The following is a 20,818-nucleotide window of genomic DNA, read 5'->3' as shown; positions in this document are numbered from 1 at the left end:
GCACACGAGTAAAAACAGGCAATCTGTTCCGTCACTGAAAACCTCTCTTTGAGCCTCGTCGTCGGGGACTTAAACGTGTGCGCCTGACCCGAATTCGACGTGGCATTCAGGAAAGGTTGATCATGACAATCAAAGAGCTCGCGTACAGCACGCAGCAAAACCTCCAGACCACCACCGGCAGCACGTTCAAACGGGCCCACATCTACGAGTTGTTGGCCGCTGCATTCGGCTTCAACTCTTATGCGTCGCTGACCTCGGACGCGGTTTTCACCCGGGATTCACTCAGCAGCCGTCGTGCTCTGAAATACTCCGACCACGTCAAGGATCGTTGCTTGGAAATCGGCTACGACTCCAAGACAGCAGACGTGGTGGGCAAGTCGCTTCCTGCCTTGCTCACCGAACAAGAGATTGGCGTCATCTCGATTCCAGATCTGGTCGCGCATCTTCGCCATGAACCAGCACATGAGGAGTGGAATGAGGACGAAGAGGAAGATGACTGGGAACTCGTGCAAGACGCACGAATGGCGGTTACCGACATGCTGATTTCCCCTCTCCTCATGGATGGACTTAACGATGCAGCGAGCAAGGGTAGTGCGATGGCCCACTATGCGCTGGCGTTAATCCATGCTGGCGCAGAGGACGATCTCGACGATCAGGAGATTGGTGGCGACTACTGGTACCAGCAAGCGCAAAGCGGCCGTTTGCTGACGGGTGTCGAGAAAGAGTGGGCAGACAGCCATGCAGCTCGTCTTGATCGTGAGCAACTGTTCTCACGGCACTTGCAGGAGGCAGCCAGGCTTGGCAACCCTGAAGCCCTGTTGGAACTGGCCGATCGTTTTGATGACCCTGCGTTTTTCGATCAAGCCACCACTGGCGTCAATGCCGACCCCGCATGGGTGGCAGAGATCGCTGAACGATTGGGCAGGTCCGAGGACTCCAAGAAATGGCTGACCGAGGCGGCCATATCCGGTGACACCGAAGCCATGCGTCAACTGATTGAGGAGCATGACCATGGCGACTTGGTTCGTTGTTGGACATGGCTATACCTCGCAGAGATGCTTGGTGATGACCTGACCAAGGACGAGTACCACGCCATCCACGAAGACGGCTCCCCTTACGACGATGACGTTGGCGGCCCCATGTTTGCAGATGGACGTGACGGGATCACTCTTGCTCCGATCAACGCTGAACAACAGGCGACCGCACAGAAGTTCGCGGCGGAGATGTTTCGCGCCATCAGCGACGACGACCATTAACGACGTGTGGGATCGGTAATCGATGGTTTGCTCGCCTACCAATCCATAAAACAAACCACTCGATTCGACAACTTGTAACCTGTTGATCTTTATACGGGTCGAGCGTGACCTTTGCGGACTTCGTGCCAAAACACGAAGTCCCACCCGCAGAGAGAAAGGGCCGATAGAGAGAGAACTGGGCGCCGAACCTGGCTAGCGGTGGCGAAGGCGAAGTCCGCAAGACTCCGAAGGAGCCCGCGAGAACACGCGGGAGTTGGCGCGAATAGGCAATAAAAAACCCCAACCGAGAGTGGTTGGGGTTTGAATTTTGGTGGCCTGGGGCGGAATCGAACCACCGACACAAGGATTTTCAGTCCTCTGCTCTACCGACTGAGCTACCGGGCCTAAGCCTCACATTGTAGCCCAAATTTTGCCCGGGCATTGCAAAAGCTCTTGCCGTGTGGTCGCTGGCCGCGTTGCCGTCTGCCCGCTAGTGCGGAATAGCGCGTCCCTTATGAAAAAATCATGAATAGGTTCTTAGCCGAGCAAGCCGGGGAACAGCTTGCCCACGCCCTCGGCCATGACTTCGACGGCCAGGGCAGCGAGGATCAGGCCCATGAGGCGCGTCATGACGTTGATGCCGGTCTTGCCCAGCACGCGCGCGATGGGGTTGGCGAGGGCAAAGCACAGCGCCGTGGCGAGCGCGATTGCAAGGCCATAGCCCAGCAGGGCCACGTGTTGCCAAAGGGTGTGCGCGCGGTCGGCATAAATCACCACAGTGGACATGGTGGCCGGCCCCGTGAGCAAAGGAATGGTCAACGGCACCACGGCGATGCTTGCGCCCGAGGCGGCTTTTTCGGCGCCTTCTTCCATTTCATGCGTGTGTGCCTTGGCCTCGGCGGGCTGGGCGTTGAGCATGTTCATCGCGCTGATGAGCAGCAGCATGCCGCCACCGACCTGAAAGCTCTGCAGCGAGATGTTGAAAAACGCCAGAATCTGCAGCCCGAACAGCGCGCAAACTGCAATCACGCAAAACACCGCGAGCGACGCCGTGCGCACCGTGGCGCGCCGCTGCGCGGGCGAGAACCCTTGCGTGTAGTGGATGAAAAACGGCACGATGGCCAGCGGGTTCACGATGGCCAGCAGGGTGATCAGCGGCTTGAGGTCCATGCACGGGGCTCCATACAACTATCGTAAACAAGCTTGCGCGAAATTTCGCGTGAATGTTCACGTTCGCGGGATTTTTGCGCGTTCGTTTTGCCCTTGTCGCGGTCTGCTGCAAAAATGCCGTGTTCCGTGACGTTCGCCGTCGCAGGAGCTTGGTATGCCCCAACTTGTCTTTTCATTCCAAGGAGCGTTTCATGAGCCAGTTCATTCAATTGACTTCGAGCGATGGTTTTTCCGTACCTGCCTGGCTGGCCGAGCCCCAGGGCACGCCGCGCGGCGCCGTCGTGGTGCTGCAGGAAATTTTCGGTGTGAACTCGCACATCCGCTCGGTGGCCGATCGCTACGCCGCGAGCGGCTATCTGGCGATCGCCCCCTCCACCTTCGCGCGCGTCAAGCAGGGCGTGGAGCTCGGCTATGAGCAGCAGGACATGGAGGCCGGTTTTGCGCTCAAGACCGCCGTCGATGCACTGCCGGCGCCGGGCGTGATGGCCGACATCCAGGCCGCGATCCACGAAGCCGCCAAGCGCAGCGGCGGCAAGGTCGGCATCGTGGGTTTTTGCTGGGGCGGCCTGCTGACCTGGCGCTCCGCGTGCACGCTGGACGGCCTGTCGGCGGCCGTGTGCTACTACGGCGGCGGCATGACCACACCCGAGGAATCGGCACGCAAGCCGCGCGTGCCGGCGCTCGCGCACTTCGGCGAGCGCGACCACTGGATTCCGGTCGATGAAGCCAAGGCCTTTGCCAAAGCGCACCCCGAGGTGGAAGTGCACATCTACGCCGCCGACCATGGCTTCCACTGCGACCAGCGCGGCTCCTACGACCAGGCCGCGGCCCAGCTCGCCAACGAGCGCACGCTGGCATTCTTCGCCAAGCACCTTGGGTGACGCGCGCCGATCGCGATCGGTCGCGCACAGTGCGCGCTTGTCGGGCGGTTCTTGTCCTCATGCAAGAATGTGACTAGTGCAGTGTTTGATGTTTGATGCGACACATAAAACCGATGGATTTTGGGTCTGGGCAAGGCGCAAACCGCAGCGATACCGGGGGGTATCGCGAGGATTTGCAACGCGGCCCGGCCGAAAAGACGCGGTTTTATGTCGCAGATAGCGTCAACACTACACTGGCAGCCTGTCGGACTTTGGGCGTCGAAAGCGAGAATGCGCCCCAGCGAGGCCAGTTTTTGCCGGATTCGCCGCCCCATAGCGGGACTATGGGGCAAGAAGACGGTAAAAAATGGGCCGCTGCGGCGCATTCGCAGCCGACGATTCCAAAGTCCGACAGGCTGCTAGGCGCACGAGGCAGTTGCCGCGCCCGTTGGTTTCCTTTTCCATGACACAGAGGGGCTCAGACCATGAAAGCAGACCGCATCCTGATTGCCAACGCCACGCATGCACGCTGTTTGGAACGAGAGAGCAACGGCACCTTGCGGGTGCTCGAAACCTTTGAACATCCAGAGAGCCGCAGCAAGGTGAGCGAGATCGTGTCCGACAAGATGGGGCGCGAAGCCTCGGACCGGGGATACGGCGGCACGGCCTACCAGCCGCCTACCGATCCCAAGCGCAAGGAGCACTTGCACTTTGCGCACGAGCTTGCCGACTACCTGGAGCGGGAGGCAGCGGACGGGCGCTTTCAGGCGCTGGCCATCTTTGCGTCGGACCCCTTCCTCGGCGAGCTCAAGGCCGCGCTCGGTGATGCTGCGCGCCGGCGCTTGTCTTCGACGCATGATCTTGACCTCACCAGCTACGGCCTCTCCGAGCTGGAGCAGCGCGTGGGGCGCGCGCTGCAGGCCACTTGAACCCGTTCATGAGGGCGCGGGCTGATGCGGGCTGATGGCGCAGCGGTCGGCGCGGAAGTTTGGCTGCTTGCTATCGCTGCGGCCCCATGATGTTTGAACCCAGATTGTCCATTGGGCGGCGCTTCGCACCTGCGCGGGCTGCCCCAAGAGGCTGAACCCATTCCCATGACAGCCCAGGACGACACGCCCGACATCACCGCGAAACTCGGCTTTCTGCGTACCTGCGTGGGGCAGCCCGTGCAGACGATAGAGACCCACATGTCGTGGCTGGTGCTTGGCCCCGAGCGCGTGCTCAAGCTGAAGAAGCCGGTGCGCTACCCTTTCCTCGACTTCACGACGCTGGCCCTGCGCGAGGCCAATGCGCACGCGGAACTGCAGCTCAACCGGCGCCTGGCCGCGCGCGTCTATCTGGACGTGCTGGCGCTGCAGTGGGATGGGCAGGCCTTCAGGCTCGTATCGGAAAGCGCATGCCAGGCATCGGCCCGTACGGTGGATTGGCTCGTGCTGATGCAGCGCCTGCCCGAGGGGCGCATGCTCGACCAGCTGCTGCGCCAAGGCAAGGCGGGCGCGGCGGACATCGATGCCGTGGCGGGCGTGCTCGCGCCGTTTTACCGCGGCGCGCAGCGCAGCACCATGGGCATCGACGAGTACCTGGGTCACCTGCGCAGCGAACGTGCCATCGATCGCGCGGTCTTGCTGACGCCGCACCTCGCGGTGCCCGGCGCTGCCGTGGTGCTCGACCGTCTGGACGCCGCGTTCGCCGTGCACGAGGCAGAGATTGCGGAGCGCCTGCGTACACACCAGGTGGTCGATGGCCATGGCGACCTGCGGCCCGAGCATGTGTGTCTGCTCGATCCCCCGGTCGTCATCGACTGCCTGGAGTTCAACACCGCGATGCGGCAGCAGGACCCTTTCGAGGAGCTGGTCTTCCTCGGTCTCGAGTGCGAGATGCTCGGTGCGCCCTGGGTCGCGCCGCGTCTGATCGACGGCTGTGCCGCGGCCTTGGGCGGGCGGCCTTCTGCCGCCCTGCTGCAGCTGTACCTCGCCCAGCGGGCGCTGCGGCGCGCTCGCCTGGCGCTGGCCCACCTGCTCGAACCGTCGCCGCGCACGCCCGCGAAGTGGCCTGCGCAGGCCCAGCGCTACGTTGCGCGCGCTGCGGCGGCGCTGGCGTCGCCGGTCATTGCCTTCCCCAGCCACGCCGCGTGACTGGCCTGGATTGCCTGTGCGAACAGCGGCGCGCCGGACACCACCCGCAACTTGTGCCTGACGGGGCTCGCCGGGTCGATGCGAAACGGCGGCACGCTGTCGGTGACGAGCACCCGCGCGATGGATTCGTGCTCTAGCAGCCTGTCGGACTTTGGAATCGTCGGCGGCGAATCCGGCAAAAACTGGCCTCGCTGGGGCACATTCTCGCTATCGACGCCTAAAGTCCGACAGGCTGCTAGCACCGCCGCGGCGGGGGCGATGAACAAGCCATGCGCGGCGCATGCCAGCACCTGCGCCGCGCCGACCCGGCGCAACGCGCTGGCGGCGCGCGACATGGTTTCGCCGCTGGCGATCAGGTCGTCCAGCAGCAGCACGGTGGCGCCCGCCACGTCACCGGCGACGAGTTCACCGCCGCTGACCAGCCCGGCGCTGCGCCGCTTGTCTATCATCGCAAAGCCGACTTCGCGCCCCAGCCGTTGCTCGAGCGCCTCGCGCCAGAGCTGGGCGCGCTTGACGCCCCCGGGGTCGGGCGAGGCGACGGCAAGCGGGCCGGACGGGGCGATCTCGCTGGCGAAGGCATCGAACGCACGGTGCGCCTCGAGGTGCATCGTGGGGATGCGGAAGGCATTCTGGAACGCTGCGACATTGTGCGCCTCGAGCACGATGATCTGCGCCGTGCCCACGGCCTCGAACAGCTGCGCCACGTAGCGCAGCGTGAGCGGATCCCAGGGTTTGGTCTGGCGGTCCTTGCGCGCATAGGCCAGGTAGGGCACGACCGCCGTGACGCGCGCCGCGCCATGGTCGCGCAGCGTTGCGATGAAGATCAGCAGCCGCGCGAGCTTGTCGTGGGGGCTGAGGTCGGGGCCGCCGTGCAGACTGTGCACGACGTAGGCGTCGGCGCCGCGCGGATCGACCAGCGGGCGCAGCTTGCACTCGCCGTCGACAAAGATACGGTCTTCATGGAGCGCCAGCGGCACGCCGAGCGCCGCGGCCAGCGCGGTGGCGAAGGGGCTTTGCGGTTCCAGTGTGAAAAGCAGCATGGGCAAGTCCTTTACGGTGGAAGGCGTGGCGGAAAAGCGGGGCGGCCCTGCCGTACGTGGTGCGCGAACCGGGCGATTTTCAGCAAGCCCAGCGCGCCGCAGCAAAGGCGCGGACGAAGTCTTCGAGCGCGTTTTGCGGCAGCTGGTCTATGCCGCCCGCGCCCGCGCGGCCCGAGCCGCCGAAGCGGCTGCACAGCTCGCCTGCGCCGCCAGGGGCGCTGCGCGGGGCGCGCACGCTCACGCGCCAGAGGGTGCTGTCTTTGCCCGCGGGCGTATCTTCTTGCACGGGCAGCAGCAGCGCATGCGCGCGCTGCGGCTCCTGGTTCGCGAGCTGGTTCGCGAGGTGGCCCACGATGCGCCGGCTCCAGGGCGCGGCGGGCAAGATCAGAACGCTGCCGCGCGCATCCTGCCAGTAGGGGGCAAGGCCCGCGGCGTGCGCCAGGTCGTCCGCGCGCTGCGCGTCCAGCGCCTGCAACACGGGCTCGTGCGCGCGCATTTCGAGCGGGTCTTCGTAGCGCGCCATGAGCGCATACAGCTGCGCGGGGTGGATGAGCACGTCGCCTGCGGACTCGCCGTAGGCGTTGTAGTTGATCGCCTCGCCCATGCGCCGCAGCGCGTCGACCTGGCTGCGGCTCAGCGCCAGCGTGGCGGCGAGCCGCTCGGCCACGGCGCCCAGGTTGTCGCCAAACGCGCCGACCACGGCCCAGGCGCGAAAGCGCCCGCCGAGCGCACGGTCCATGAGTACGCTGGTGCAAACATCGGGCGCAGCGTCGAGGTGTGCTTCGAGGCAGGGGTGCTGGAGCGGCGCGCCGCTCGCGTGGTGGTCGAAGTAGCGCACGTGCACGCCGCGCGCGAGCAGGCGTTCGAGCGCCGCGCGGTTGCGCGCCAGCGCGATGTCGCACACCAGCACTTCGTCGCCCGGCTCGGCAGCCACGTGTTCGAGCAGTGCGATGTCACGCTTGAGGCCCGTGACCAGCGTGGCCTCTCCAGGCGCGTGCAGGCGCCACTGTCGCACCGCGCACAGGCCGTCGGCGTCGCCGTTGCAGACGTCGAAGCGGTGCGGGCGGTTGGACGAAGCGTCGGTGGGCATGGCAAGGTGCATGGCGCGGCTCCAGAGGGTGGGGTGCGCAGAGCGGGCTGGGTGGGCGGATCGTAACCGGGCCCTCCCGCTGCATCAAGACGGCATCAATGCGCGCCCGCAGCCGCGTCGGCGCTGCCCTCGCCGGCGTGCGGACGATGCGCGAGCCAGATCAGCGGGATCAGCAGCAAAAAGATGAGCGCCGAGGCGTAAAAAATGTCGTTGGCCGCGAGCATGAAGGCCTGCTGGTTCAGTAGGCGCTCCACCTGGCCCAGCGCCTGCTGCTGCGTCAGCCCCGCGGCTTGCAGGCCCTGCAGCGTTTGCGCGAGCGTGCCGTTGCCCTGCTGCAGGGTTTCGACCAGGTGCACATGGTGCATTGTCGCGCGGCGCTCCCACAGCGTGGTTGAGACCGAGGTGCCTATGGCGCCGGCGGTGATGCGCATGAAGTTCGACAGTCCCGAAGCCGAGGGAATGCGCGGGCCGTGCACCTCAGAGAGCGTGATCGTCACGAGCGGGATGAAGAAAAACGCCATCGCGATCCCCTGGATGACGGTGGGGATCAGGATGGTGAGCACGTCGGCCTGCGTATTGAAGCGCGAGCGCATCCACAGCACCAGCGCGAACACCAGGAAGGAAATGGTGGCGTACTGGCGCGGATCGGCTTTGGAGATGGTGCGCCCGACGATGGGTGCCAGCACCAACGCGAGCAGGCCCACGGGCGCCAGCACTTCGCCAGCCTGCGTGGCCGTGTAGCCCATGAACTGCTGCAGCCACAGCGGCAGCAGCACCACGTTACCGAAAAACACGCCATACCCCAGAGAAATGGCGATGGAGCCGGCCCAGAAGTTGCGCACCTTGAACAGCGTCAAGTCCACCACCGGGTGTTTGTCGCCGAGCTCCCAGACCATGAACGCGGCAAAGCCTATGGCCGCGACGACGGCGCAGCCCACCACCAGCGGCGACTCGAACCAGTCGTGTTCCTTGCCGATGTCGAGCATGATCTGCATGCTCGCGACCCAGACCACGAGCAGGCCCAGGCCGATCGAGTCTATGGGCAGGGCATGGCGCGGCGACTCGCGGTGGCGGAAGATCGCCCAGGTCACGAGCGCGGAGAGGATGCCCACGGGCGCGTTGATGTAGAAAATCCACGGCCAGGTCATGTTGTCGGTGATCCAGCCGCCCAGCAGCGGGCCCGTCACCGGGGCGACGAGCGTGGTCATGGACCAGGCGGCCATGGCCACGCCCGCGAGCGCGCGCGGGTAGCTCGACAGCAGCAAGGATTGCGACAGCGGGATCATGGGCCCGGCGACGAAGCCCTGCAGCGCGCGGAAGGCGATCAGCAGCGTCATGGTGGGCGCGAGGCCGCACAGCACCGAGGCCAGCACGAACAAAATGACGCTCGCGACGAACAGGCGCACCTGGCCGAAGCGCTGCGACAGCCAGCCCGTGAGCGGCACCGAAATGGCGTTGGCCACGGCAAAGCTCGTGATGACCCAGGTGCCCTGCGTGGGGCTCACGCCCAGGTCGCCCGCGATCGCAGGCAGCGACACGTTCGCAATCGAGGTGTCGAGCACGTTCATGAACGTGGCCGCCGAGAGTGCGAGCGTGCCCCACAGGCGTGCGCTGCCCGACAGCGGTGGCAGCGGCGCAGCGGGCGCGGGCGCCTGTGAGGCCGGTGGAGCGGGCGGTGCTGGTGGCGGCGTGCCCGAAGTTGCGCTGGCGGAAGCTGCGTTCATGCGCGGACTTTCGGGGGCCGATCAGCCTTGGTGCGCGCTGGCGCTGTGTGTGCTGCTGCTGGTGGCACTGCGTGGGGCGCTGGCCGCCGGCTTGCCGTTTTGGGGCCCGCCCTTGGCGGTGGGCCCGGCGTTGGCCGCGATGATGCGCGCCACTTCGGCCTCGGCGCCGCGGTCCAGGTCGGCATAGACGCCGGTCTGCGCCACGGGTTCGGTGCGCGGCTGCGCGGCCAGCATGGGGCCGCTGCGGTCCGAGGTATCGACATCGACGAGCATGGACAGCCCTACGCGCAGCGGATGCGCGCGCAGCTCTTTGGGGTCGAGCGCAATGCGCACCGGCACGCGCTGCACCACCTTGATCCAGTTGCCCGTGGCGTTTTGTGCGGGCAGCAGCGCAAAGGCCGCGCCCGTGCCCATGCCCAGACCGGCGATGCGGCCGTGGTATTCGACCTTGCCGCCATAGAGGTCGGCCGTGAGCGTGGCGGGCTGGCCCAGACGCAGGTTGCGCAGCTGGTTTTCCTTGAAGTTGGCGTCTATCCACATCTGCTCGGCCGGCACGATGCTCATGAGCGGCGTGCCCGCGGCCACGCGCTGGCCCAGCTGCACGCTGCGGCGCGCCACGTAGCCGGCCACGGGCGCGGGCAGCACGGTGCGGCGCTCGGCCAGATAGGCTTCGCGCAGCTTGGCGGCGGCGGCGAGCACGTTGGGGTGGCGCTCGAGCGGCACGCCCTGCGTCAGCGCCTGGTTGCTCGCGAGCTGTTCGCGCGCGGCGGCGATGGCGGCTTCGGCCGCGGCAAGTGCAGCGCGCGCGGCGTCGTACTGGGCCTGTGCCTGGTGCAGCTCTTCCTGCGAGACGGCGCCGTTGCCCGCGAGCTTCTGGCGCCGCTGCAGGATGTCGCTGGTGCGCGTGACGTCGGTGCGCGCGCGCGTGGCGTCGGCCTCGCGCAGGCGCACCTGTTCTTGCAGCGCGGCGTCGTTGACGTAGATGGTGCGCACCTGGCGCACGGTCTGCGCGAGCGCGGCCTCGGCCTGCGCCAGCGCCACGCGGGCGTCGGCCGGGTCGAGCCGCACGAGCGGTGCGCCGGCCTGCACGAAGTCGGTGTCGTCGGCGAGGATGGCCGTCACGGTACCGCCGGTCTGCGGCGTGATCTGGATCACGTTGCCTTGCACGTAGGCGTTGTCGGTGTCTTCGTTATGGCTGGCGATGAGCCACTCGTAGGCGCCCCAGGCGGCACCCGCGACGAGCACCACGACGGCGAGCGCGAGCAGGGCCTTGCGGCGGGTGGGGTTGGTGGCACGCGCGGCGTAGGTGGGTTGCGGTTCGGTCATGGGAGGTCCAAAAAGGTCGAAACGGCAAAAGGAGGGGTGTTGGGGGCTTGGGCCGGGCGGGCAACGTGGCTGCAGGTGGCGCGCGTTCAGCGTGTTGCGCGTGCCACCGACTCGGGCAGCGTGGCCTGGTAGCCGCCGCCCAACGCACGGATCAGGCTGACCTGCGTGTCCAGACTCCGCGCGGCCAGCTCGACGCCCAGGCGCCGCTGCGCGAGCACGCTGGTTTCGGCCACGAGCACCGTGAGGTAATTCGACAGCCCCGCGCGGTAGCGTTCGAGCGCGAGCGCATACGCAGCTTCGGCCGCGGCCTGCGCCTGGCGTTGCTCGGCCTGCTGGCGCGCGATGGAGCGTGCCGAGTCGAGCTGGTCGGCCACGTCGTGCACGGCGTCGAGCAGGCTCGCGTTGTAGCTCGCCACCGCGGCGTCCAGGTCGGCCGACTTGCCGCGCAGATTGGCGCGCAGGCGGCCCGAGTCGAAGATCGGCAGGCTGATCGCCGGGCCGAAGCCCCATTCCTTGCTGCCCGCCTTCGCAAAGTTGTCCAGCCCTATGCTGGAGAGGCCCACGAAGGCGGCGAGGTTGACGTTGGGGTAGAACAGGCTGCGCGCTTGATCGACGCTGCGTGTGGCCGCTTCCACGCGCCAGCGCGCGGCGGCAATGTCGGGCCGGTGGCCGAGCAGTTCGGCCGGCAGCTGCGCCGGGATTTCTACTGCTTTGATAGCTGCTAGTGGAGGTGTATCAAGCACTAGAGCCGCTTTTGGCTCGGAAACGAGCGCGCCGATGGCGTTGCGCGTGAGGGCGATCTGCTCGCGCAACGCCTCGATCTGCTGGCGCGCGTCGGGCACGCCGCCTTCGCTCTGGCGCAGCTCCACGCGCGTGTCCAGCCCTGCGGCGAAGCGCTCGCGCACCAGTTGCAGCGTTTCCTGGCGCTGCGCCAGGGTGCGTTCGGCCACGGCGAGCTGCGCCTGCAGCCGTGCAAGCTGGAAGTAGCTGCGCACCACGCTGCTCGCGAGCAAAAGCTGCGCGGCCTGCGCGTCGGCCTCGGCGGCGCGCGCCGCACCTATGGCCGCCGCGAGCGCAGCCTGGTTCTTGCCGAAAAAGTCGAGTTCCCAACTGCCCGTGAGGCGCCCGAGCCCGCTATTGAGCACGCTGCCGCCTACGGGGGGCGGGTACATGCCCTTGGCGCTGTAGAGCTGGCGGTTCAGGTTCAGGTTGCCGTCCAGGCGCGGGCCGTCGCTTGCGCGCACGGCCTCGCTGAACGCCCAGGCGCTCGCGAGGCGCGCCTGCGCCTGCTGCAGCGAGGGGTTGCCGGCCAGCGCCTGCGCGACGAGCGCGTCGAGTTGCGCGTCGCCCCACATGCGCCACCAATCGGCTTGCAGCGCCACGCCGGGCGCGCTGGCGTTGCCGGCCTCAGCGCCCGCGCCGCCCGCGGCAGAGTGGGGTGCCGGCGCCAGCCCCAGGCTGGCGGCGTCGCGCATCTGCACCTGCGCCGCAATGCCGGCGTGGTCGGCGCAGCCCGCCAGGGCCATAAGGGCTGCCACTGTCGTGACAGCCAAGGCCCGCGCACCCGCCATGCAGGAACGCGGGCGCAGGGACGCGGCGAAACCTGCCCGCGCCTGGGACACGGCGGCAATGAAAGGAGGTGTCATGGTGCAGGGTGTTCGTAGCAAGAGGCGCTTGCGCCATCGAGGGCCGGGGCAAGCGCCTGCAGGTTTTCGCGGATGCGCTGGGTGAAGGCGAGCAGCTGCGCCACCTCGGCCGCGCTGAAGCCTTGCAAGGCCTGGGCCTGCAGTGCTTCGAAGATCGCGGGCAGCTGCGCGGCCACGGTGCGGCCGGCGTCGGTCAGCTCGGTATGCACGACGCGCCGGTCCTGCGCCGAGCGCACGCGCGTGCACAGCCCTTTGGCTTCGAGCCGGTCGAGCAGCCGCGTCATGCCGCCCGCGTCCATGTGGCAGCTGCGTGCCAGTGCGGCCACCGTGCCTTCCTGGCCCAGCAGCAGGCGCAACAAAGGCTTCCACTGCGCGTCCGTCAGGTCCAGCGGCTCAACACGGTGCGTGATCTCGGCACCCAGCAGCGCGACGATGCGCCGCAGCTGGTAGCCCACCTGTTTTTCGAGGTCGAACGGCGCCGATGCAAGGGTGGCATCGGCAGGAAGGGCTGGGGATGGCATGTTCATGACAATAAATGAGAACGCAATTATTGTCGAAATAGCATTTGTCTGTGCAAGCGAATGGCTGGTGCGCAGGCTTTGCGGCGCAAAAGCAACGCATCCTTGAGGGCCAGGAGCATGATTTTCACAAACAAATAAGCCCCTTGCGCAGGTAAATACTGCGCTAACAGCTATGTTTTTTGCAGTATCCGTGCGGCCTCGAGGGCGAAATAGGTCAGCACGCCGTCGGCGCCCGCACGCTTGAAGGCGAGCAGGCTCTCGAGCATCACCGCGTCGTGATCGAGCCAGCCGTTGGCGCTTGCGGCCTTGAGCATCGCGTACTCGCCGCTGACCTGGTAGGCAAAGGTCGGCACGCGGAATTCGTCCTTCACGCGGCGCACCACGTCCAGGTAGGGCATGCCGGGCTTGACCATCACCATGTCCGCGCCTTCGGCGATGTCCAGCGCCACTTCGCGCAACGCCTCGTCGGTGTTGGCCGGGTCCATCTGATAGACGTTCTTGTTGCTCTTGCCGAGCGCACCGCGCGTGCCCACGGCGTCGCGAAACGGGCCGTAGAACGCGCTCGCGTACTTGGCGCTGTAGGCCATGATGGCGGTGTGGATGTGGCCCTGCACCTCGAAGGCCTCGCGGATCGCACCGATGCGTCCATCCATCATGTCGCTGGGCGCGACGATGTCCACGCCGGCCTGCGCATGTGCGAGCGCCTGCGCGGTGAGGATTTCCACCGTCTCGTCGTTGAGGATGTAGCCCGTGTCGTCGAGCACGCCGTCCTGGCCGTGGCTGGTGTACGGGTCGAGCGCCACGTCGGTGAGCACGCCCAGATCGGGAAACTCGCGCTTGAGCGTACGCACCGCGCGCGGGATCAGGCCGTCGGGGTTGGTGGCCTCTTTGCCGTCGGGCGTCTTGAGCGCCGGGTCTATGGCCGGAAACAGCGCCAGCACCGGAATGCCCAGTTGCACGCATTCCTGCGCCACGGGCCACAGCAGGTCCAGGCTCAGGCGCTCCACGCCGGGCATGGAGGGCACGGGGGTGCGCAGCTTGGTGCCCTCGTGCACGAACACGGGGTAGATGAAGTCGTGCGGCGAGAGCGCATGCTCGCGCACCAGGTTGCGCGTGAAGGCGTTGCGGCGCAGGCGCCGCGGACGGTTTTGCGGGAAAGGGGCGGGGCTGTGGAGGTGCATGGGGAAAATTGTGCCTCATCCGGGGTTATCGCTACGCCTCGCCCGTGGAAGCCCTACACTGCCGCCATGCTCTGGGTCAAGTCCTTCCATATCGTCTTCGTGGCCAGCTGGTTCGCCGGCTTGTTCTATTTGCCACGCATCTTCGTCAACCTCGCCATGGTGGCGCCGGGCTCGGTGGCCGAGCGCGAGCGCCTGCTGCTCATGGCGCGCAAGCTGCTGCGCTTTAGCACGCTGCTCGCCGTGCCGGCCGTGGTGCTGGGGCTGTGGCTGTGGCTGGGCTACGGCATAGGCCGCGGGCCGGGCAACGGCTGGCTGCATGCCAAGCTCGCCGTGGTGCTGCTGGTGATCGGCTACCACCATGCCTGCGCCGTGCTGCTGCGCAAGCTCGCGGCGGGCACCAGCCAGCGCAGCCACACGTGGTTTCGCTGGTTCAACGAGGTGCCCGTGCTGCTGCTGCTCGTGGCGGTGGTGCTGGTGGTGGTCAAACCGTTCTGAGGACGCGGGGCGCACCGGGATCATGCACAAAACATGCACAAGACCTCTGCCTGGCCCCTGGCGCTGATTTACGTCGCACTGATCGTTTTTGCGAGCCTGTTTCCCTTCAGCGGCTGGCGCGCGCAAGGGGTTGCGCCCTGGGCTTTCCTGCTGACACCGCTGCCGCCGCCGTACTGGACGCGGTTCGACGTCTTTACGAACCTGCTTGGCTATGCGCCGCTGGGGTTTGTGCTCGCGCTCGCGCTGCTGCGCACGGGCGTGCGCACGCGCTGGGCGTTCGCGCTTGCCACGCTCGCGGGGGCGCTGCTGTCGCTCGGCATGGAGTTTTTGCAGATTTACCTGCCGCAGCGCGTGGCGTCCAATCTCGATTGGCTGCTCAATGCGCTGGGCACGCTCGCGGGCGCGTTGGCGGCCGTGCTGCTCGAGCGCTGGGGCGCGCTGGCGCGCTGGAGCGACCTGCGCGCGCGCTGGTTCGTGCCCGACGCGCGCGGCGCGCTCGTGCTGCTGGCCCTGTGGCCCGCCGCGCTGCTGTTTCCGGCAGCCGTGCCTTTTGGCCTCGGCCAGGTGCTCGAGCGGCTGGATGCCGCGCTCGTCGAGGCGCTGGACGGCACGCCGTTTCTGGACTGGCTGCCGCAGCTCGACGAAGAATCGCTCGATCCGCTTTCGCCCGGCGGCGAGATGCTTTGCGTGGCGCTGGGGCTCCTGATTCCGTGCCTGCTCGGCTACGGCGTGATCCGCACGGCCGGGCGGCGTGCGCTGTTTGCCGCGGGCGCGCTGCTCGCGGGCCTGGCCGCCACGGCGCTGTCGGCGGCGCTGAGCTGGGGTCCGGTGCACGCCTGGGACTGGCTGAGCCTGCCGGTGCGCGCGAGCCTGGTGCTGGTACTGCTGGCGGCCACCGTGCTGCTGCCCATGGGCCGGCGCGCGTGCCTGGCGCTGCTGCTGCTCGCACTGGCCTGGCATCTGTCGGTGCTCAACCAGGCACCGACGAGCGCCTACTTCAGCCACACGCTCCAACTTTGGGAGCAAGGGCGATTCATCCGTTTTTACGGCCTGGGGCAATGGCTGGGCTGGCTCTGGCCTTATGCCACGCTGCTGTACGCGCTGCTGCGCTTGTCGCGGCGCGACGATGTCAGGTAGCAAGCGCAATTTCCCTACCCCAGCGCGCAAGGCGGGGCCTCGCTAAAATCGATCGGTTTTGCTTGACTCACAACCATCGAGACACCCCCATGTACGGAGAGTTCAGCCTCTATGGCGTCTTCATCCCCACGCTCGTGGGGATGATGCTGCTTGCTTATCTACTGCACAGCGGCGTGCGCCTGGTGTTGCTGCGCACCCAGGTGTACCGCTACGTCTGGCACCCGCCTTTGTTCGATCTTGCCTTGTACGTGCTGGTACTCGGCGCCTTGTTTGCGCTCGTGCGCACCTGGGCGGCCTGAGCCATGGCGCGCAAGATCATTTCCGTCGTGGTGACGCTCGCGGTCACCGTCGCGGCCTTGCTCGTGCTGCAGCACTTGTGGCGTTATTACATGCACGACCCGTGGACCCGCGATGCGCACATCGGCGCCGAGGTGGTGCAGGTGGCGCCCGACGTTTCGGGCCTGGTGTCCGACGTGCGCGTGCGCGACAACGCCGCCGTGCGCCGTGGTGAGGTGCTGTTCGTGGTCGATCAGGCGCGCTACAAGATCGCGCTGGAGCAGGCGCAGGCGGCGCTTGCGCAAAGCAAGGCGAGCCTGGCGCAGCACCGCGCTAATTTGGTGCAAAGCCTGGCCGCGGAGCAACAGTTGCAACGCGAGGCGCAGCGCGACCGCAGCCTCAAAGACCTCATCGCCACGGAAGAAATAGAAGCGCGCCGCGCCAATCTGGACAAGGCGCATGCCGGCGTCGAAGCCGCCAAGGCCAACATCACCGCGGCCGAGGCCAGCGTCGCCACGGCGCAGGCGGCGCTCGACCTCGCACGCCTGAACCTCGAGCGCACGGTGGTGCGCAGCCCCGTCGATGGCCGCGCCGGCGACCGCACGGTGCGCGTGGGCGACTATGTGACGGCCGGCAAGGCGGTGTTCGCCGTGCTCGACACGCGCTCGTTCCGCGTCGATGGCTACTTCGAAGAAACGCGCCTGCATGGCATTCGCGAGGGCGACCCCGTGGACATCCACGTCATGGGCGAGTCGGGCGTGCTGCATGGTCACGTGCAAAGCATCGCCGTGGGCATAGAAGACCGCTTTCGCAGCGACGGCGCAACGCTGCTGCCCAACGTGCAGCCGGCTTTCGACTGGGTGCGGCTCGCGCAGCGCGTGCCCGTGCGCATCGGCATCGACGCGGTTCCGCAGGGCATGCACCTGATTGCGGGCCGCACGGCCACGGTGAGCATCGAAGCGGGCAAGGAAGAGTCCAAACCCGCTGCCCCCGCGCCCACTGCATCTTCCGCACACGCATCATGAAGCGGCTGTTGCAAGGGGGTGTGCTGGCACTGGCGCTCGCCAGCATGACGGCGTGCACGACCGTGGGGCCGGACTATGCGCTGCCCAAGGATTCGCGCTTTGCCCAGACGCAGCAGCAGCCGCTGGCGCTCGACGCGCGCGGCTCCAGTGCCGTGGACGCGGCGCACGAAGCCGTCGCCGGCCGTTGGTGGAAGCTCTACGACGATGCGCGGCTCGATGCGCTGGTCGAGCAGGCGCTGCAAGGCAACGTGGAGTTGAGGGTGGCCGCGGCGCGTCTCGCGCAGGCGCAGGCGCGCTACGTGCAGGCGCTCGCGCTGGGCGGCGTGAACGGCAACGTCGAAGCCGCGGTGATGCGCGGCCGCATCTCCGCCGAGTCGCTGCTGCAGCCCGAGGTGCTGCCCGTGGCCAATTTTGCGAACGGGAGCCTGTCCGTGTCGTACCAGCTCGACCTGTTTGGCAAGCTGCGCCGTGTCACCGAAGCCGCCAGCGCCGACGCCGAGGCCGTGCAGGCGGCCAGCGACTTGGCACGCATCAGCGTCGTGGCCGCCGTGGTTGGCGCCTACGCCGAGATATGCCATGGCAACCACGAACTCGCCGTGGCGCGGCATTCGCTCGAGCTGCAGCAAGCCAGCCGCCAAGTTGCCGCGCGGCTGCACACGAGTGGCCGCGGCACCGTGACGGCGGTGAAGCGCGCCGACACCCAGGTAGCAACCCTGCAAGCCGCGCTGCCACTGCTGCAGGCGCGCAAGCAGGCTGCCGCCTACGAACTGGCCGAATTGCTCGGCCGCACGCCCGACCAGGTACCCGCCGAGGCCCTGGACTGCGCCGAGGCGCCCGAGCTCAAGCAGCCCATCCCCGTCGGTGACGGCGCCGCACTGCTGCGCCGCCGCCCCGACGTGCGCCAGGTCGAGCGCGAACTCGCAGCCGCCACGGCCGACGTCGGCGTGGCCACGGCCGAGATGTACCCGGACGTGTTCATCGGCGGCTCTTTCGGTGCCAACGGCCTGCTCGACGACTTCGGCAAAAAAGTCACGCAGCAGTTCACCTTCGGGCCTTTGCTCAGCTGGTCCATTCCTGGCCGCGGTGCGCGGGCGCGGGTGCGCGGCGCGTCGGCGCGTGCCGACATGATGCTGGCCGAGTTCGACCGCGTCGTGCTGCAGGCCCTGCGCGAAACCCAGACCATCCTGAGCAGCTACGCCGAAGACCTGCGCCACGTCGCGGCCCTGCGCGAGGCGCGCGACCGCGCCGAGGTCGCAGCCGCCGACATGCGCCGCCTCTACGAAGGGGGGCGCGTGCCCTACCTCGCGAGCCTGGACGCCGAGCGCACCTTGGCCGCCGCCGAAGCCAGCCTCGCGGCCGCCGAGGCGCAGGTCTCGAAAGACCAGATCCGCCTGTTCCTCGCGCTCGGCGGCGGCTGGGGCGATCAGGCCGCGGGTACGACCGAAGGCAGCGCATCCGCGGGCGGCAGCCCCAGGATGCCCTGAGAGGCTGAAAGCAGGAACGGACAGGAAAAGGCCCACGGCATGTTGCTGCTCGATCGCCAGGCGTGGCTGCATTCGGCCAAGTCTTTTCTCGCCTCCATCATCGCGCTCTACATCGCCCTGGCTGCCGACCTGCCGCGGCCCTACTGGGCCATGGCCACCGCGTACATCGTGATGCAGCCGGTGCTCGGCGGTACCAATTCGCGCGGGATTTACCGCATCCTGGGCACCTTGCTCGGCTCTTCGGCGGTGATCGTGCTCGTGCCCAACTTGCTGCATGTGCCCGAGGTGCTGAGCCTGGCGCTTGCGCTGTGGCTCGCGGGCTGCATGTTCGTTTCGCTGCTGCACCGCGGGCCGTCCTCGTACATCTTCATGCTGGCCGGCTACACGGCCGCCTTCGTCGGTTTTCCGGCGGCGATGCAGCCGGACACGATCTTCGACACCGCCCTCGCGCGCAGCGAGGAGATCGTGCTGGGCAGCCTGTGCGCGGTGGTGATCGGCGCGGTGGTGTTCCCGGTCTCGATCAAGACGCAGCTCGTGCCGCGCATGCAGGCGCTGATGAAAGATGCGCGCTCGTGGTGCGCACAGGTGCTCGCGCAGCGCGGCAGCCCCGGCGAGCTGCGCCGGCGTCTTGCCATGGACTTGTCGCAGCTGGACCTGGTGATCCCCTTCACGCGGCGCGACGACCCGCGCCACGGCGCGCTGGCCGACTGGCTCGCCGAGCTGCGCGCGCGCCTGCTCGGCATGCTGCCGGTGCTGGCTGCGGTCGAGTCCCGGCTTGATGACCTCGGCACCGCCGCGACCGAGGACGCCGAGCTGCAGCGCCTGCTTGCCGACCTGCGCAGCTGGATCGAGCAGGAAGCGCCGCCCGCGCAGGCCAGCCTGGACGCATGGCGCGCGCGCATCGACGGCCTGCGCGCGCCGCTCGATGGCGACAGCGCGGCGCTGCTGCGCAACAGCCTGCTGCTGCGCCTCGCGGAGCTCGCCGAGCTCTGGTTCGACTGCCGCCACCTGCAGCAGGCCATCACGGATGGGGCGCCTCCGCCTGCGCCGGCATTCGGCCTTGACCTGCGGCGCCTGGTGCACATCGGCAATCGCCACATCGACTGGAGCATGGTGAGCTTTTCAGCCCTGGCCGCGGGGGCGACCATGTTTTCGTACTGCCTGATCTGGCTCGCGCTGGGCTGGCCCGACGGCGCCTCGGGAGCAATGATGGCCGGCGTCGCGGCGGCGTTCTTTGCCGCGCAGGACGACCCGGCGCCGAGCATCATGCTGTTCCTGAACTGGATCATGGTGGCCACGCTGGTCGCGGGCGTGTACCTGTTCGGCATCCTGCCCGCGATCCACGACTTCGTGCCGCTGGTGCTGGTGGTGGCCACGGTGCTGCTGCCCGCGGGCCTGATGGCGGTGCGTCCCACGCTTTTTTTGCCGGGCATGGTGCTGGTGACGAATTTCGCCACGCTGCTTGCGATCCAGAACCGTTACGAGGCCGACTTCACGCGCTTCGTCAACTCCTCGCTGTCCACCGTGATCGGCATGCTGTTCGCGCTCGTGGTGACGCGGCTGTTTCGCTCGATCGGTGCCGAATGGAGCGCGCAGCGCCTGGTGCGCCAGGGCTGGGGGCTGCTGGCCGAGGCGGCAGAAGGCAGCGGCCCGCAAAATCGCGAGCGCTTCATGATCCGCATGCTCGATCTGCTGGGCCTGCTCGCACCGCGGCTCGCGTCGCTGCAGCCCGGTGAAGACATCGCGGGTGTGGACTTGCTCGACGAGATCCGCCTGGGGCTCAACATCCTCAACCTGCGCCGCGCGCGCAACGACTTGCCCGATGTCAACCGCGCCGCGCTGAACCGCCTGCTGGGGATGATCGCCGCGCACTACCGCGCGCGCCAACGTGCCGGACGGCCGCTGCCGCCGCCCGAGGAATTGCGGCTTGCGCTTGAAGCGTCGCTGTCGCGCTTGCGCACCTTGCCGCCGGGCAGCATGCGCGACGAGGCGCTGCTGGGCCTGATCGGCTTGCGCCAGGGCCTGTTCGCACAGCAACCCTTGCAAGGCAGCCTGGGGGTCGACCAAGTGCCTGCTCCTGGCGTGCCGCCCGAAGCGGAAGACGCTGCGCCGGTTTGATGGCGCGGGCGGCGAGCCGTTGCGACGCTGCCCTTGAGCAGGCAAGGCAGCTCAGAGGCTGAGAGTTTTTCGGCCGCGGCCGAAAGGCGCATCAAAACGCCACCGATCGAGGCGCAAAGCGCAGCCATAGCTCGGGCTATGGCGAGCATTTGCAACGACAAGCGGGGGTGTTTTGGTGTGCAAGGCGGCCATGGACGAAAGACTCTCAGACTCTCAACCTCTCAGACGCGCAAAGTCACTTCGCGCCCCGCGGCGGCGCAGAGCCGCAGTTTTCGGTTGACAGTGCTGGGGCTGCGTCCGAGCAGCCGGGTGATGAAGCGTTGGCGGCGGCCTTGCTAGTGTAGTGTTCGACGCT

General features: G+C 67.4%; 19 protein-coding genes and 1 tRNA gene. 11 read left to right on the top strand and 9 right to left on the bottom strand.

Annotation, left to right across the window (positions count from 1 at the left end; translation table 11 throughout):
- Positions 1-122 precede the first annotated feature (122 nt).
- Positions 123-1,256 (top strand): hypothetical protein, encoded by a 1,134-nt coding sequence (locus PYV55_RS03585; RefSeq protein ID WP_275849335.1) that lies wholly within the window; start codon positions 123-125, stop codon positions 1,254-1,256.
- 308 nt (positions 1,257-1,564) lie between these two features.
- On the opposite strand, the gene PYV55_RS03580 is transcribed toward PYV55_RS03585, so the two are convergent.
- Together PYV55_RS03580 and PYV55_RS03575 are read right to left on the bottom strand one after the other, a co-directional pair.
- Positions 1,565-1,640 (bottom strand) — tRNA-Phe (locus tag PYV55_RS03580).
- A gap of 132 nt (positions 1,641-1,772) precedes the next feature.
- Positions 1,773-2,405 (bottom strand): MarC family protein, encoded by a 633-nt coding sequence (locus PYV55_RS03575; RefSeq protein ID WP_275849334.1) that lies wholly within the window; start codon positions 2,403-2,405, stop codon positions 1,773-1,775.
- A gap of 191 nt (positions 2,406-2,596) precedes the next feature.
- On the opposite strand from PYV55_RS03575, the gene PYV55_RS03570 reads away from it, so the two are divergent.
- The 4 genes from PYV55_RS03570 (at position 2,597) to PYV55_RS03555 (ending at position 5,400) form a co-directional block, all read left to right on the top strand.
- Positions 2,597-3,286: a dienelactone hydrolase family protein gene (locus PYV55_RS03570; RefSeq protein WP_275849333.1), complete on the top strand. Its 690-nt coding sequence runs from the start codon at positions 2,597-2,599 to the stop codon at positions 3,284-3,286.
- A gap of 113 nt (positions 3,287-3,399) precedes the next feature.
- Positions 3,400-3,732: a hypothetical protein gene (locus PYV55_RS03565; protein ID WP_275849332.1), complete on the top strand. Its 333-nt coding sequence runs from the start codon at positions 3,400-3,402 to the stop codon at positions 3,730-3,732.
- 18 nt (positions 3,733-3,750) lie between these two features.
- Complete coding sequence (locus PYV55_RS03560; protein ID WP_275849331.1) at positions 3,751-4,194, top strand: host attachment protein; 444 nt, start codon at positions 3,751-3,753, stop codon at positions 4,192-4,194.
- Positions 4,195-4,359: 165 nt separating this feature from the next.
- Positions 4,360-5,400 (top strand): hypothetical protein, encoded by a 1,041-nt coding sequence (locus tag PYV55_RS03555; protein WP_275849330.1) that lies wholly within the window; start codon positions 4,360-4,362, stop codon positions 5,398-5,400.
- Here the strand turns inward: PYV55_RS03555 and PYV55_RS03550 are convergent.
- From PYV55_RS03550 to hemB, 7 genes are all read right to left on the bottom strand, one after another.
- A complete protein-coding gene (locus PYV55_RS03550) occupies positions 5,334-6,440 on the bottom strand; it encodes a ribose-phosphate diphosphokinase (RefSeq protein WP_275849329.1) in 1,107 nt (368 codons plus the stop codon). The two genes, PYV55_RS03555 and PYV55_RS03550, sit on opposite strands and share 67 nt — an antisense overlap.
- Before the next feature lie 79 nt (positions 6,441-6,519).
- Positions 6,520-7,542, bottom strand: a complete 1,023-nt coding sequence (locus PYV55_RS03545) for a hypothetical protein (protein ID WP_275849328.1) — start codon at positions 7,540-7,542, stop codon at positions 6,520-6,522.
- An 83-nt stretch (positions 7,543-7,625) separates the two neighbouring features.
- The gene (locus PYV55_RS03540; protein ID WP_275849327.1) at positions 7,626-9,254 is read right to left on the bottom strand and encodes a DHA2 family efflux MFS transporter permease subunit; all 1,629 of its coding nucleotides are present in this window, start codon (positions 9,252-9,254) and stop codon (positions 7,626-7,628) included.
- A gap of 21 nt (positions 9,255-9,275) precedes the next feature.
- Positions 9,276-10,580: an HlyD/EmrA/EmrK family protein gene (locus PYV55_RS03535; RefSeq protein ID WP_275849326.1), complete on the bottom strand. Its 1,305-nt coding sequence runs from the start codon at positions 10,578-10,580 to the stop codon at positions 9,276-9,278.
- 86 nt (positions 10,581-10,666) lie between these two features.
- Positions 10,667-12,151, bottom strand: a complete 1,485-nt coding sequence (locus tag PYV55_RS03530; protein WP_275849417.1) for an efflux transporter outer membrane subunit — start codon at positions 12,149-12,151, stop codon at positions 10,667-10,669.
- 71 nt (positions 12,152-12,222) lie between these two features.
- Entirely contained in the window at positions 12,223-12,747 is a 525-nt protein-coding gene (locus tag PYV55_RS03525; protein ID WP_407066760.1) for a MarR family winged helix-turn-helix transcriptional regulator, read from the bottom strand.
- A gap of 170 nt (positions 12,748-12,917) precedes the next feature.
- A complete protein-coding gene (hemB, locus tag PYV55_RS03520; RefSeq protein ID WP_275849323.1) occupies positions 12,918-13,928 on the bottom strand; it encodes a porphobilinogen synthase in 1,011 nt (336 codons plus the stop codon).
- Positions 13,929-13,994: 66 nt separating this feature from the next.
- On the opposite strand from hemB, the gene PYV55_RS03515 reads away from it, so the two are divergent.
- The 6 genes from PYV55_RS03515 to PYV55_RS03490 all read left to right on the top strand — a co-directional run bounded on the left by PYV55_RS03515 (position 13,995) and on the right by PYV55_RS03490 (position 20,463).
- Positions 13,995-14,423 (top strand): CopD family protein, encoded by a 429-nt coding sequence (locus PYV55_RS03515; protein ID WP_275849321.1) that lies wholly within the window; start codon positions 13,995-13,997, stop codon positions 14,421-14,423.
- A gap of 33 nt (positions 14,424-14,456) precedes the next feature.
- Positions 14,457-15,560: a VanZ family protein gene (locus PYV55_RS03510; RefSeq protein ID WP_275849318.1), complete on the top strand. Its 1,104-nt coding sequence runs from the start codon at positions 14,457-14,459 to the stop codon at positions 15,558-15,560.
- Positions 15,561-15,649: 89 nt separating this feature from the next.
- Entirely contained in the window at positions 15,650-15,859 is a 210-nt protein-coding gene (locus tag PYV55_RS03505; protein WP_275849316.1) for a DUF1656 domain-containing protein, read from the top strand.
- Between the two features lie 3 nt (positions 15,860-15,862).
- Positions 15,863-16,861: an HlyD family secretion protein gene (locus PYV55_RS03500; RefSeq protein ID WP_275849314.1), complete on the top strand. Its 999-nt coding sequence runs from the start codon at positions 15,863-15,865 to the stop codon at positions 16,859-16,861.
- Complete coding sequence (locus tag PYV55_RS03495; protein ID WP_275849313.1) at positions 16,858-18,345, top strand: efflux transporter outer membrane subunit; 1,488 nt, start codon at positions 16,858-16,860, stop codon at positions 18,343-18,345. Before PYV55_RS03500 ends, PYV55_RS03495 begins: the two co-directional genes overlap by 4 nt.
- Positions 18,346-18,384: 39 nt before the next feature.
- Entirely contained in the window at positions 18,385-20,463 is a 2,079-nt protein-coding gene (locus PYV55_RS03490) for an FUSC family protein (RefSeq protein ID WP_275849311.1), read from the top strand.
- The last annotated feature ends 355 nt before the right edge of the window (positions 20,464-20,818 follow it).

Origin of the sequence: Extensimonas soli, assembly GCF_029211265.1 — a bacterium.
In the GTDB taxonomy this organism is placed as follows: domain Bacteria; phylum Pseudomonadota; class Gammaproteobacteria; order Burkholderiales; family Burkholderiaceae_C; genus Extensimonas; species Extensimonas soli.
The sequence above is the reverse complement of the archived record's forward strand: the minus strand, read 5'-3'. Positions and strand labels throughout refer to the sequence as shown.

Coding starts and splice junctions, on each gene's coding strand:
- PYV55_RS03585 (WP_275849335.1), top strand. CDS start 123: ATGACAATCAAAGAGCTCGCGTACAGCACGCAGCAAAACCTCCAGACC.
- PYV55_RS03575 (WP_275849334.1), bottom strand. CDS start 2,405: ATGGACCTCAAGCCGCTGATCACCCTGCTGGCCATCGTGAACCCGCTG.
- PYV55_RS03570 (WP_275849333.1), top strand. CDS start 2,597: ATGAGCCAGTTCATTCAATTGACTTCGAGCGATGGTTTTTCCGTACCT.
- PYV55_RS03565 (WP_275849332.1), top strand. CDS start 3,400: ATGGATTTTGGGTCTGGGCAAGGCGCAAACCGCAGCGATACCGGGGGG.
- PYV55_RS03560 (WP_275849331.1), top strand. CDS start 3,751: ATGAAAGCAGACCGCATCCTGATTGCCAACGCCACGCATGCACGCTGT.
- PYV55_RS03555 (WP_275849330.1), top strand. CDS start 4,360: ATGACAGCCCAGGACGACACGCCCGACATCACCGCGAAACTCGGCTTT.
- PYV55_RS03550 (WP_275849329.1), bottom strand. CDS start 6,440: ATGCTGCTTTTCACACTGGAACCGCAAAGCCCCTTCGCCACCGCGCTG.
- PYV55_RS03545 (WP_275849328.1), bottom strand. CDS start 7,542: ATGCACCTTGCCATGCCCACCGACGCTTCGTCCAACCGCCCGCACCGC.
- PYV55_RS03540 (WP_275849327.1), bottom strand. CDS start 9,254: ATGAACGCAGCTTCCGCCAGCGCAACTTCGGGCACGCCGCCACCAGCA.
- PYV55_RS03535 (WP_275849326.1), bottom strand. CDS start 10,580: ATGACCGAACCGCAACCCACCTACGCCGCGCGTGCCACCAACCCCACC.
- PYV55_RS03530 (WP_275849417.1), bottom strand. CDS start 12,151: ATGGCGGGTGCGCGGGCCTTGGCTGTCACGACAGTGGCAGCCCTTATG.
- PYV55_RS03525 (WP_407066760.1), bottom strand. CDS start 12,747: ATGCCATCCCCAGCCCTTCCTGCCGATGCCACCCTTGCATCGGCGCCG.
- hemB (WP_275849323.1), bottom strand. CDS start 13,928: ATGCACCTCCACAGCCCCGCCCCTTTCCCGCAAAACCGTCCGCGGCGC.
- PYV55_RS03515 (WP_275849321.1), top strand. CDS start 13,995: ATGCTCTGGGTCAAGTCCTTCCATATCGTCTTCGTGGCCAGCTGGTTC.
- PYV55_RS03510 (WP_275849318.1), top strand. CDS start 14,457: ATGCACAAGACCTCTGCCTGGCCCCTGGCGCTGATTTACGTCGCACTG.
- PYV55_RS03505 (WP_275849316.1), top strand. CDS start 15,650: ATGTACGGAGAGTTCAGCCTCTATGGCGTCTTCATCCCCACGCTCGTG.
- PYV55_RS03500 (WP_275849314.1), top strand. CDS start 15,863: ATGGCGCGCAAGATCATTTCCGTCGTGGTGACGCTCGCGGTCACCGTC.
- PYV55_RS03495 (WP_275849313.1), top strand. CDS start 16,858: ATGAAGCGGCTGTTGCAAGGGGGTGTGCTGGCACTGGCGCTCGCCAGC.
- PYV55_RS03490 (WP_275849311.1), top strand. CDS start 18,385: ATGTTGCTGCTCGATCGCCAGGCGTGGCTGCATTCGGCCAAGTCTTTT.